Source organism: Paraburkholderia sp. J67, assembly GCF_905220265.1.
Lineage (GTDB): Bacteria > Pseudomonadota > Gammaproteobacteria > Burkholderiales > Burkholderiaceae > Paraburkholderia.
In genome coordinates this window covers 1-12,338 of sequence record NZ_CAJMZK010000006.1, presented here as the reverse complement: position 1 = coordinate 12,338, position 12,338 = coordinate 1, and the positions used below count along the sequence as shown (strand labels likewise).

The 12,338-nt window shown below is 63.9% G+C and carries 9 protein-coding genes; 7 read left to right on the top strand and 2 right to left on the bottom strand.

Annotated features, from left to right (window positions below; all coding sequences use genetic code 11):
* Window positions 1-40: 40 nt before the first annotated feature.
* Both U5782_RS13570 and U5782_RS13565 read right to left on the bottom strand, forming a co-directional pair.
* The gene (locus tag U5782_RS13570) at window positions 41-658 is read right to left on the bottom strand and encodes a LysE family translocator (RefSeq protein ID WP_322044345.1); all 618 of its coding nucleotides are present in this window, start codon (window positions 656-658) and stop codon (window positions 41-43) included.
* A 73-nt stretch (window positions 659-731) separates the two neighbouring features.
* Window positions 732-1,649, bottom strand: coding sequence for a LysR family transcriptional regulator (locus U5782_RS13565; RefSeq protein ID WP_322044344.1), 918 nt, complete (start codon window positions 1,647-1,649; stop codon window positions 732-734).
* 126 nt (window positions 1,650-1,775) lie between these two features.
* Here U5782_RS13565 and leuC point away from each other — a divergent pair, with 126 nt between their 5' ends.
* From leuC to U5782_RS13530, 7 genes are all read left to right on the top strand, one after another.
* Window positions 1,776-3,188 carry a 3-isopropylmalate dehydratase large subunit gene (leuC, locus tag U5782_RS13560; RefSeq protein ID WP_322044343.1) on the top strand — a complete coding sequence of 471 codons (1,413 nt, stop codon included), beginning with the start codon at window positions 1,776-1,778 and terminating at the stop codon, window positions 3,186-3,188.
* Window positions 3,181-3,819 carry a 3-isopropylmalate dehydratase small subunit gene (gene leuD, locus U5782_RS13555; RefSeq protein WP_322044342.1) on the top strand — a complete coding sequence of 213 codons (639 nt, stop codon included), beginning with the start codon at window positions 3,181-3,183 and terminating at the stop codon, window positions 3,817-3,819. The genes leuC and leuD overlap by 8 nt, the downstream gene beginning before the upstream one ends.
* Before the next feature lie 93 nt (window positions 3,820-3,912).
* On the top strand, window positions 3,913-5,262 hold the full coding sequence (locus U5782_RS13550) for an MFS transporter (RefSeq protein WP_322044341.1): 1,350 nt from the start codon (window positions 3,913-3,915) through the stop codon (window positions 5,260-5,262).
* 105 nt (window positions 5,263-5,367) lie between these two features.
* Window positions 5,368-6,696: a leucine-rich repeat-containing protein kinase family protein gene (locus tag U5782_RS13545; protein ID WP_322044340.1), complete on the top strand. Its 1,329-nt coding sequence runs from the start codon at window positions 5,368-5,370 to the stop codon at window positions 6,694-6,696.
* Window positions 6,697-7,102: 406 nt separating this feature from the next.
* Window positions 7,103-9,247, top strand: a complete 2,145-nt coding sequence (tssI, locus tag U5782_RS13540) for a type VI secretion system tip protein TssI/VgrG (RefSeq protein WP_322044339.1) — start codon at window positions 7,103-7,105, stop codon at window positions 9,245-9,247.
* Window positions 9,248-9,279: 32 nt separating this feature from the next.
* The gene (locus tag U5782_RS13535; protein ID WP_322044338.1) at window positions 9,280-9,741 is read left to right on the top strand and encodes a DUF1795 domain-containing protein; all 462 of its coding nucleotides are present in this window, start codon (window positions 9,280-9,282) and stop codon (window positions 9,739-9,741) included.
* A partial coding sequence (locus tag U5782_RS13530; protein WP_322044337.1) for a DUF6531 domain-containing protein occupies window positions 9,738-12,338 on the top strand: 2,601 nt, incomplete at its 3' end. The genes U5782_RS13535 and U5782_RS13530, both read left to right, overlap by 4 nt.

Genomic DNA, 12,338 nt, shown 5'->3' with positions numbered 1-12,338 from the left:
AGAAACTGCCCGGCTTTTTGCCGGGCAGTTTCGTATCGGATCAACGCAACGCCTGACGAATGCCTAGCGCCACGATCACGATGCCGCAGGTGCGATCGATCCAGGCGCGCGCGCCCGCATAGGCGGTTGCGATGGCTGCGTGGGACAGGACCAGCGCGACGGCGCCGTACCAGCATGTCGACGTGGCGGCGACGGTTGCGAGCATGGCAAAGAAGGTGGGCGCGGATACATGCGTGGGCGCCGCGGAAGAAAACACCGCCGCATAGAACGCGATGGATTTCGGGTTCGCGATATTGGTCGCCACGCCTTGCAGGAAGGCGGAACGTGCGCCGCGTGTGGGCGTGGCCTGGTCGGCGCGCACGGGGCCTGGCCGCGCCGATACGATGAGCTTCAAACCGAACCAGACCAGATAGGCGGCCCCCGCGAGCTTGACGCTAATGGCAAGCCACGGAAACACCGCGAACACCATGCCGATACCGAGAATCGCGCAACTCGCCCAGAACAGGTTGACGGCGACGATGCCGGCGACGAGCGCGAGGGCGTCGGCCCGTTTCGCGGAGACCGCCTTGTGCACGACCGCGACGAAGTTCGGGCCAGGAATGACGACGCCAGCAATATAAACAGAAAACACGGCGGCGACGGCGGAGAAGTCGATCATGGTTGAGCAGGGGGAACGTTGGTGGCGGGCCGCGACATTGTGAGGCAAAGCGCAAATGCGCGCTTGAGCCTGCCTATGTCCGCTCGCGCATGCCAACGCTCTGGATGCGCTTCAGATACGCCCCCACGAATTCGACAAAGACCCGCACCTTCGCGGACAGATTCAGGCGCTCCGGATAAACCGCATAGATATCGGCGGCGGGCAGCGACCAGTCCGCAAGCAAGGGGGTGAGCGCGCCGGTATCGACATAAGGCTGCACGTCCCATTCGGAGCGCACGAGAATGCCGTGCCCGTCGAGCGCCCAGCGCAGTGTCGCTTCGCCGTCATTGCTGCTCATCACGCCGTGGACTTTCACGAGTTCGTGGCGCTTGCCCTTGGTGAAGTGCCAGGTGCCATACGCCGTGTCGTTCTCGCGTAGCACGATGCAATCGAGCCCGCGCAATTCGCCCGGTATTTTCGGCACGCCATGACGCGCCAGAAAAGCGGGCGACGCGCACACCACCCGGCGATTGCTCGCGAGCATCTTGCCGACCACGCGCTGATCCGGCAGATCGCCAAAACGGATGCCGACGTCATAACCTTGCTCGGCGAGATTCATCGGCCGGTCGGTGAGGTCGAGTTGCACTTCCACCTCGGGATGCAGGCCGCGAAATTCCGAAAGCGCCGGCACGATGTGCCGCCTGCCGAAACCGAACGTCGCATTCACCTTCAGCAGTCCTTGCGGTTTATCGCGGCTGCTGGACACGAGGCGCTCCAGTTCCTGCACCTGTTCCAGCAGCTTCGTGCCGGTGGACAGATAGAGCTCGCCTTCCTGCGTGATGGCGAGTCGCCGAGTGGTGCGGTTCAGCAATTTCACGCCCAGGCGTCGTTCGATCTGGCTCAGGCGCGTGCTGATGGCCGGTGGCGTCACGCCCAGGTCGCGCGCGAGCGCGGACAGACTCCCTTGCGTGACCAGTCGAGCGAAGAATTCGAGGTCGGAAATGGGATCCATGACGGGTCGATTATTAAGTTAAATTTAAAAGTTGCTTAAGCTGTGCGCCATTTTAATGCGTCAGTCGCCCAATTACACTAGCGCAAACGATCCGGACAGGCCTTTGTCCGGAGCCTGGAGGAAACGATGGGACAGACGCTTTACCAGAAGATCACAGGAGACCATACGGTTTTCCGTATCGACGATCAGCACGTCGCGCTCTACGCCGACCTGCATATCATGAACGAGTACACGAGCCCGCAGGCCTTCGGCGCGCTCGACGCCAAGGGCCTCGCCGTGCGTTGCCCGGAAAAGCAGATGGGCGTGGTGGATCACGTGATTCCCACCCATCCCGTGGCCGCTGACAAGCGCACGATCATGATCGACGCGGCCGCGCATCAGGCCGCCAATTTCACGCGCAACTGCCAGAAGCACGGCATTCATCTGTTCGATGTGCAAGACCGCGAACAGGGCATCGAGCACGTGGTCGCGCCCGAGATCGGGCTGATCCGCCCCGGCATGGTGGTGCTGTGCGGCGATAGCCACACCACGACGTATGGCGCGCTCGGCGCGCTGGGTTTTGGCATCGGCACGTCCGAAGTGGAACATGTGCTGGCGACGCAGACGCTCGTGTATCGCGTGGCGAAAGACATGCGCATTCATGTCGATGACGCGTTGCCTGTGGGGACCACCTCGAAGGACCTCGTGCTCTACATCATCGCGAAGATCGGTGCGCAAGGTGCGCGCGGTTTCGTCGTCGAATACACCGGTTCCGCTATTGCGGCGCTGTCGGCAGAGGCGCGCATGACGTTGTGCAATATGACCGTTGAAGCGGGCGCGCGCGGCGCGCTGATCGCCCCGGACGACACCACTGTGCAATACGTGAGCGAGCGCATGCAAGGCTTCACGCAGGCGCAGATCGAAACCTTCGCAGTGCAATGGAAGCAACTGAAATCCGATGCGGACGCAACGTTCGACGTGACGCACACGTTCGATGCGAGCGAAGTCGCACCGTTCGTGACGTGGGGTACGAGCCCCGATCAGGCGATCGCCATCAACGCGCGCATTCCCGCGCTCGCCGCCGATGCGCTCGAACGCAGCAACGCAGTCAAGGCGCTCGATTACATGGGCCTCGACGCGGGCCAGACCATTGACGGGCTGGCGGTCGATCATGTCTTTATCGGCTCTTGCACCAATGCGCGTATCGAAGATTTGCGCGCCGTGGCCGCGATCGTGCGCGGGCGCAAGGTGGCGGGGACGGTGCGCGCGATGATCGTGCCGGGCTCGGGCCGCGTGCGCGAGCAGGCCGAACGCGAAGGCGTGGCGCAAACGCTGATCGACGCGGGTTTCGAATGGCGGCAGCCGGGCTGCTCGATGTGCCTCGCGATGAACGACGACGTTCTCGCGCCGGGCCAGCGCTGCGCCTCGACCACCAACCGCAATTTCGAAGGCCGCCAGGGACGTGGCGCCCGCACCCATCTCATGAGTCCCGCAATGGCCGCCGCCGCTGCGCTGGCGGGCCGCATCGTCGACGTTCGCAAGGAGTTCCAGCATGGCTAAGCCGTTCGCAATCTCGGGCACCGCCGCGCCGCTGCCGATCAACAATCTGGACACCGACCAGATCATGCCGAAGCAATTCCTGCTGGGCATCGACAAGTCCGGGCTCGCCCAGGGCGTGCTCTACGACTTGCGTTACGACGGCGATGGCCAGCCGCGTGCGGGCTTCGTGCTGAATCAGGCGCCGTTCGCAGGCGCGAAGATCCTCGTGACCGGCTCGAACTTCGGCTGCGGATCGAGCCGCGAACATGCCGTCTGGGGCCTTCAGCAAGCCGGTTTCGAAGCGGTGATCGCGCCGAGCTATGGCGAGATCTTTTACTTCAACGCGACCAATAATCGCTTGCTGCTGGTGATGCTGCCGCTCGCGCAAGTGGAAGCGATCGTCGCCGAGCTTGAAAGCGGTGAAGAAAAAGGCATCACGATCGACGTTGAAAACGAAGTGGTCGTGACGCCTGCGGGTCAGCGTTATGCGTTCTCCTTGCCCGCGCGCCAGAAGCAGATGCTGGTGGAAGGACTGGACACGGTGCGCATGACCTTGCGCGACGCGGACAAGATCGCAGCGTATGAAGCGGAGCACGCGCGCGTGCGACCGTGGTGCCGTATTGATTTGCCTGCCCAGCAGCAACATCGCTGAATCGGGTTAAGCCCCCCCGCAATCCATTCCTATAACGAAAGCCGTCCGTGTCATGCGCCTCAGCGTGTATGAACGGCGCGGCAGGAGACTGCCATGAGCATCGCCTCAGTTCGCGCGGAGGATGACGCCGCGCTGGAAACCCGCGTCGTGCGTACGGTGTCGCGCCGCATCACGCCGTTCATCATCGTCCTGTATTTCCTGAGCTTTCTGAATCGCGTCAACGTGGGGTTTGCCGGCCTCACGATGAATCGCGATATCGGCTTGACCCAGGCGATGTTCGGTGTCGGCGCGGGCATCTTTTTCGTCGGCTATATCGCGGCGGGCATGCCGTCGAATCTCGCGCTGCAACGCGTGGGCGCACGGCGCTGGATCGCGTTCCTGATGGTGGTGTGGGGTGCGCTTTCGGCCGCGACGGCGTTCGCGAGCGGCCCGTATAGCTTCTATGGCCTGCGCTTCGTGCTGGGGCTTGCCGAGGCGGGCTTCTTTCCCGGCATCATCCTGTACCTGAGCTACTGGTTTCCCGCACGCCACCGCGCCTTCGTCACCGCGATGTTCATGACGGCGGCGCCGCTCGCCAACATGATCGGCTCGCCCATTTCCGGCGCGCTGATGAATCTGGAGGGCGTTATGCATCTGCATGGCTGGCAATGGCTCTTTCTGGTCGAAGGCGCGCCTACGGTGCTGCTTGGGATCGTTTCGTACTTCTATCTGACCGATCGGCCGGAAGACGCCCGCTGGCTCGCACCCGCCGAACGTAGCTGGTTGTCCGCCGAAATGCAGCGCGAGCGCGACGCGAAGGCCGCGCAAAGCCGCTCCAGCGTCTGGGCGGCTGTGAAAGATCCGCGCGTGCTGTTGCTGGCGCTCGTCTATGCAGGCACCTCCACGGGCCTCTACGCCATCGGCATCTGGGCGCCGATGATCATTCATCGCTTTGGCTTCAGCTATTTCGAACTGGGCCTCGTCAACGCCATTCCAAACCTGTTCGCCGTGGTCACGATGGTGTTGTGGGCGCGCAATTCGGATCGCACCGGCGAGCGCCGTCTGCATGTGGCGATCGCGTGTCTCGCGGCCGGGATCGGCATGCTGATGTCGGGTCATGCGTCCAGCGTGATCGTGCTGCTCGTGGGCCTGTCGATTGCGAATTTCGGCATCAACGCCGCGAAGCCGCCGCTCTGGAGCATGCCGACGCAGTTCCTCTCGGGTTCGGCCGCCGCCGCGGGCATTGCGCTCATCAACGCGATGGGCAGTCTGATCGGCGGCACCATCGGGCCGATGGTGATCGGCAAGCTGCGCGACATTGGCGGCGATTATTCGCTGGGGTTGTATTTCGTGAGCGCGACGCTGTTTGTCTCGGCCGTGCTCGCGTATCTGTTCGGCGCGCGGGGGCGACGCGGCGGGCGAGGTGAGCAGAGAGCCGAGGAGCGCGCCATCGTTCAACGCTAAATCAACGCTAAACGGGAAGCCGCTAAAATGGCGATGAGCGGCGGCGCTTCGCGCGCCGCCACGAATTGCCCTTCAATTCCGTGCCATTTTCAGCGTGCCCCCAGCGTGACCACTGCCACTCTCGACCAACTGCGCGCCGGACAACTCGCCGGCGCGCGTCAGCTCAAGCTCGCTTGCGGCCTGACCGAATTCCCGCGCGAGATCTTCGACCTTGCCGACACGCTGGAGGTGCTCGATCTCTCCGGCAACGCGCTGACGTCGCTGCCCGACGATCTGCCGCGCCTCTCCCGCCTGCGCATCCTGTTCGCCTCGCAGAACCCCTTCACCGAATTGCCGCCCATGCTGGGCGAGTGTGCGTCGCTCAGCATGGTCGGCTTCAAGTCGAATCGCATCCGCCATGTGCCGGCGAGCGCACTGCCGCCGCAACTGCGCTGGCTGATCCTCACCGATAACGAAGTCGAGACGCTGCCGCCGGAACTCGGCGCACGCCCGCAGTTGCAAAAGCTCATGCTTGCGGGCAATCGCCTGCGCACGCTGCCCGAGACGATGGCCGCGTGCAGCCGCCTCGAATTGCTGCGGATTTCCGCGAATGCATTCGATGCGCTGCCCGACTGGTTGCTGAAGCTGCCGCGACTCGCGTGGCTCGCCTACGCGGGTAACCCGTTCAACGCGGCGCGCGAGCATGCGGCCACGGCGCATGCGCCGGTGCCCGATATCGACTGGCATTCGCTCGCGCTCGGGCAGACCCTGGGCGAGGGCGCATCGGGCGTGATCCACCGCGCGACGCGTCTGCTCAAGGACGGGCATCCGGCTCAGGCGGTCGCCGTGAAGCTCTTCAAGGGTGCGGTGACGAGTGATGGCCTGCCTGACCTTGAAATGGCCGCGTGCCTGCAAGCCGGCCAGCATCCGAACCTCATTCCCGTGCTGGGCAGGATCGCGGGGCATCCGCTGGACGAGCATGGCCTCGTGATGGCGCTGGTCGATCCCGCGTTCGGCAACCTCGCCGGGCCGCCGAGCCTGGATTCGTGCACGCGCGACGTCTATGCGGCCGACGTGCGTTTCGACTGGGCGAGCGCGCTGCGCATCGCGCGTGGCATTGCGTCGGCGGCGCAACATCTGCATGGGCGCGGCATCATGCACGGCGATCTGTACGCGCACAACATCCTGCACGATGGGGCGGGGCACGCGTTGCTGGGCGACTTCGGCGCGGCCTCGTTTCATGATGCCGATGACGCGGCGCTGGCGGGCGCACTCGAACAGATCGAGGTGCGTGCGTTCGGCTGCTTGCTGGAAGAACTGGCGCAGCGAGCGATTCAGGCATCGGACGCGCGCGTTGATGCGCTCGATGCGCTGGTTGCGGATTGCCTCGGCGAGTGCGTCGGCAAGCGGCCGTCGTTTGCAGCGATTATCGAGCGGCTTGATGCGCTGGTTTAAACGCGTTATTGCGTGAGCCTTCTTTATTCTGGCGCTTTTAAATATCGGCGACCTGCTTTTCAGGGTTTTGCGAGCATTTTGCATCTCGCTGATATGATCCGGTAAATCATTCCTGAATATGTGCAGCACCTTGTTCCAAGGTGCTGCAATTTTTTCCGCAAATTGTTATCCGGACGCCCTGCAGGGCGTCCGCGAGCACGTCCGTTTCTTGCATCATTGAATCCACGCCGATTATCACCGTTCCCGGCAATGCGAATTGAATTAACGCCGGCGTGCTGTAACAAATGTTGCATTTAAATATGCTCTCATGCGCTTTTTAATCCCGATGATTTCGCCTAAAGTAGCGATGCCCGTGACCAGGCATCCGGTTTGCCGGATTAAAACGTGAGATGAACAAGGAAGAAAAATGAGTTTCGCCTTTAATGGCGGCTTGCCTGGCGACCTGAGCGGCGGTGCCTCCGGCGCATTCAGCGCGCTCGGCGGCCTGACGGGCTCGGCTGCCTCAGCCATCGCCGGCAGCGTTGGACCGCTTGCGGGCCTCGCCGGCAACCTCGATACGATCCAGCGCGCGCAGCAACTCGCGCAAACCGGCTTTTCCCTGCTCGGCAAGTCGACGGGAGCGGTGGCGCAGTCCATCAACGGCTCGGCGGGCGACGCCGCGCTGCTCACGCAGATGAATCGCTACGTGACGATCGATACGCCGCTCGGCAGCGATGTGCTGCTCGTGAGCGCGCTGGTCGTCGACGAGCATGTCAACCGCCTGCCCGAGATCCATCTGGATCTGCTCTCGCATCGCCACGATCTGCAACCCGGCGATCTGATCGGCCAGCAGGTCAAGATCCAGCTCGATCAAACGGCCGCGGACTTTTCGCTGGAGCGCGTGGTGGCGGCTGCCGCCGGTGCGGACAACACGCGCTATTTCGACGGCTATGTCGCTTCGTTCGACCGCATGAGCAACCCGGGGCGCGTCACGCAGTACCAGATGACGGTGGTGCCGTGGTTCTGGTTTCTCACGCGCTCCACCGACTGCCGGATCTTCCAGAACAAGACCGCCCAGGACATCCTCACCGAGGTGTTCCAGGAGCACGGCTTCGCGGATTTCGTGTTCGATATCCACGGCGCGCAAACGTCGCTCGAATACGTCGTGATGTACCAGGAGTCGTATTTCAACTTCTGCGCGCGGCTGATGGAACAAGAGGGGTTGATCTGGACGCATCGCTACCAGAAGGACAAGCACCTGCTGGCGATCGGCGATTCGAATCTGGTGTTCCGTCCGATTGACGGGCTGCCGACTGTACCGTTCGCAGACAGCGTGTCGAGCGAGTTCAACGGCATCGATCAGCTGCACGAAGGCGGTCATTTCGGTCTCGGCAAGGTCACGTATCGCGACTTCAACTATCACAATCCGACTTCGCCGCTGATGCTGGTAGAGGCCGAATCGCAGACAATCAAGCACGCGCGGCTCAATTCGACCGAGCGCTTCGAGCATCAGTCTTTGTTCGATCGCAGCGACGACGGCAACCGTTACGCACGCTACGCAATGGAAGCCGAAGAAGCCCAGGCGCAGCGCTACACGGGCTCCGGCTTCGCGTGGCGCATGACCACGGCAGGCAACGTCACCGTGACGGGGCACCCCGTTGTCGCGATGAATCGCGAGTACGTGATCCTGCGCGTGCGTCATGAAGCCGTGAACGACTACGCACAACACGAAGTGAAACTGCCGTACCGCAACTCGTTCGCGCTGCTGCCGAACAAGGTGCCGTACCGCGCCATGCGCACCACGCCCAAGCCGCTGATTCAGGGCACGCAGTCGGCCATCGTGGTTGGGCCGAAAGGCGAGGAAATCTATACCAACGGCAGCGCCGTGAAGGTCCATTTCCTGTGGGACCGGCGCGGCAAGCGCGACGGCTCGGATTCGATGTGGATTCGCGTTTCGCAGCCGTGGGCGGGCGCGGGTTGGGGCGCGGCCGCAATTCCCCGCATCAACCAGGAAGTGCTGGTGGCGTTCAACCAGGGCGACCCGGACAATCCCGTGATCGTCGGGCGCGTCTATAACGGCGACAACGGCAACCCGTATCACGGCGCGGCGGGCCAGACGATGGGGATCAAGAGCCAGACCTTCAAGGGCCAAGGCTCGAACGAAATCCGCATGACCGATACGAACGGCCAGCAGGAGCTATTCCTGCATGCGCAGAAGGATCTGAATACGGTCATTCAGGATACCGAAACGCATCGCGTGGTGAGTGGCGCGCGCATTGTCACGCTCGATACGGGCGACGAAACCAAGTGGATCGCCAAGGGCAACCTGACCGAAACCATCGCGCAGAAACGCGGCACGACGGCCACCACGGTCGAGGTGCTCACGCCCGCGAAAGACGGCGGAGGCGGCACGCAGCAATACGAAGCTGAAAACGGCCTGATGCTCAAGGTGCAAGACAGCTTCATTCTGCTCGCGCCCGAAGGCATCACGCTTCAGCACAAAGGCTCCGTGATCCGCATGGACGACTCCGGCGTGATGATCAACGGCCAGCGCATCGACCTGAACAAGTAACGACGTATCAAATAAGCGAAGCACGACTTCCCATGCACTACGCGATTCATGAAGGCAGCTTCGTGCTGCCCGACGCTGCGCTCGACCGCACCGTCAACATCCTCATGCTCAACGAAGGCCCGGGCGGGTTGAACCTCGTCATTTCGCGCGGCCGTCTGCGCGAGGGCGAGGACCTCGATGCCTTTGTCGCGCGCGAATGGGCGCTCGCCACGCGCGAGGCGCCGAAACTCACCGAGCGCTCGCGCGCCGCGGTGAGCGTGGCGGGCCGCGCCGGTATCCAGATCGAAGCGACGCACGAACAGGACGGCCGTCTGCGCCACCAGATGCAGACGGTGTTCCCGAGCGACGACAGCGGGCGCATCCTCGTCATGACGCTGACCAGCGCCGCGCCATTCACGGACGAACAGCGCGCGATCGCGGCGCGCATGCTCGACAGCTACCAGCCGCGCGTGGCGCAGCCCACCTTGATCGAGTCGCCGGGCGCCGCATCGTGAGCAGCGAACAGTTCGCCGCCGCGCGAAAGGACGACCCGATCAGCCATACCAGCCTGGCCGGCGACCTGCTGGCGATGGGCGGATCGCTGCTGGGCGGGATGGCGGTCGGCATGCTGTTGACGACGGCAGTGGAGGGCCTGGTTGGCGCGGGGCTGGTTGCGCTGGAAATCGGCTCGGGCGGGCTGGCGACGCCGCTCGTGATCGGCATCGGCATTGGCGTGGCGGCCGCGATGGAAGGCTCGGGGCTGAACGAGAAGATCGACGACACGGCGCATGCACTCGCCAATGCCATCGCGCCGCCCGACATCAAAGGCACGATCACGAGCGGCTCGGCCAACGTCTTCGTGAACGACCATCCGGCCGCGCGCGCGGCCAGCCCAGGCGACACGGACAGCGTTGCCTGCCAGAACCACTCGGGCCCGCAGATGATCGCCCAGGGCTCAGGCAACGTGTACATCAACAGCCATCCGGCCGCACGCGTGGGCGATAAGACCACCTGCGACGGCACGATTGCAGTGGGCTCGGACAACGTCTTTATCGGCGGCGGCACCCAGCAGGTGCGCGACATCACGCCGGCGCGCAAGTGGGTCGCGTGGCTGGGCTCGGCGATTGGTATCGCGCTCGCGCTATGCGGGCGCGGCAAGACGAACTGGAGCGCGTTGAAGGCGGCATTGCCCTGTATCGGGCTCAACCTCGCGGGCAGCCTGATCGGGACGGCACTGGGAAGTCTGTTCAGGACATCCACGGGCCACCCGGTCAATGTGATCACGGGCGGGAAGATTCTCGATGGCGCCGACGATACCGATTTCGTCTTGCCAGGCCCGCTGCCAATCGCGTGGCAACGCTTCTACAGTAGCCACGACGACCGCGCCGATAGCCTCTTTGGACGCGGCTGGAGCGTACCGATCAGCGTCGAGCTAAACATCGCACGCGACGCGGCGGGCAAGATCGCTTCAATCACGTACTGGGACGAACAGGGCCGCGATATTGTGTTCCCGGCTGTCGCGCCGGGAGAAAGCCACTTCAGCGTGCCAGAAGGCCTCTATCTGATCTGTACCGCTGGCGGACACTATGTGGTGGAGTCGGTGGATGGCGTGTACCGCGATTTCGGCATGGCACATGATTCGGATGCCGAAGCAGAATCGCTGAAGCTCTGGCGTCTCGAAGACCGCAACGGCAACTGGATCGAAATCGCACGGGACGAAGCGGATGGAAAACCGCTGCGCTTGCTGGACGGCACTGGACGTGTGCTCGCGCTGAATTACGCGCACACGCATCCGGCGCGTATCGAAACGATCGACCTCGTGCGTGGCGTCGACGGCGAGCCGCCGGAAACGCTGGTCCGCTACGCCTATACCGATCAAGGCGAACTGGCCACGGTCACCGACCGCAGCGGCCACGTGATGCGGCGCTTCGCCTATGCCGATGGCCTCATGACGATGCACACGCTGCCGGGCGGCCTGCAATGCTTCTACGCGTGGCAGGGCACTGGGCGCGCCGCCCGCGTGGTGCGCCACTGGACCGACGACGGCGAGGCCTACGCGTTCGACGCCGATCCCGAACAACGCGCCGTGACGATCAAGGATCAACTCGGCCGCGTGACGCGCTGGACCTGGAACGAAGACCGGCAGCCGCTGAGCTATACCGACGCCGAAGGACATGTGTGGCGTTTCGAGTGGAACCCATTGCGCCAACTCCTGAGCGCCACGGACCCGGCTGGCCACACGACACGCTTCGAATACGACGACCGTGGCCGCCAGATCGCGCGCACCGATGCCCTCGGCCGAACCGAACGCACGGAATGGAACGGCTATTACGACGTACCGGTCGCGGAAACCGACCCCGCGAACGCACGTTGGACCTATCGCTACGACGCGCGCGGCAACCTGACGATGACGCGCGACCCCGCCGGACACGCGACCGAATATCACCGCGACGAACGCGGACTCGTGCATACCGTGCGCGATGCGCGCGGCGGCTACAAGCACCTCGAATGGAACGCGCGGGCGCAGTTGACGGCCTACACCGATTGCTCGGGCAAGACCACACGCTTCGCCTACGACGCGCGCGGCGCGCTCGCACGCGTGACCGATGCGGCGGGCCAGCAGACCGTCTACGCGGCGGATGCGCTGGGGCGTGTCACGTCGATCGTGACCGCCGACGGCGCGCGGCAGGCGTTTCGCTACGACGGCGCGGGCCGCCTCGTCGAAGTCGTCGATCCGCACGAGCGCAGCACACGCTACGAACTGAACCCGCGCGGCCTGCTGCTTTCGCGTACGGACGCAGCGGGCCGCGTCGTGAAGTTCGGCTACGACGAAGCGTTTCGCCTGGGCGCGCTGACCAACGAAAACCGCGAACGCTACACCTTCCGTTATGACCGCCGCGACCAGTTGATCGAGGAAATTCGCCTCGACGGCAGCCGCCGCGAATACGCGTATGACGCCTGCGGCTTCGGCATCGCGCTCCAGGAAGGCCGGCTTTGCACACGCTACGAACGCGATGCGCTTGGCCGTCTCACGGCGAAGGAAGCGGGCCGTGAACGCTGCACCTATCTATACGACAAGGCCGGCCGGATCGCCACGGCGGAACTTCATGCC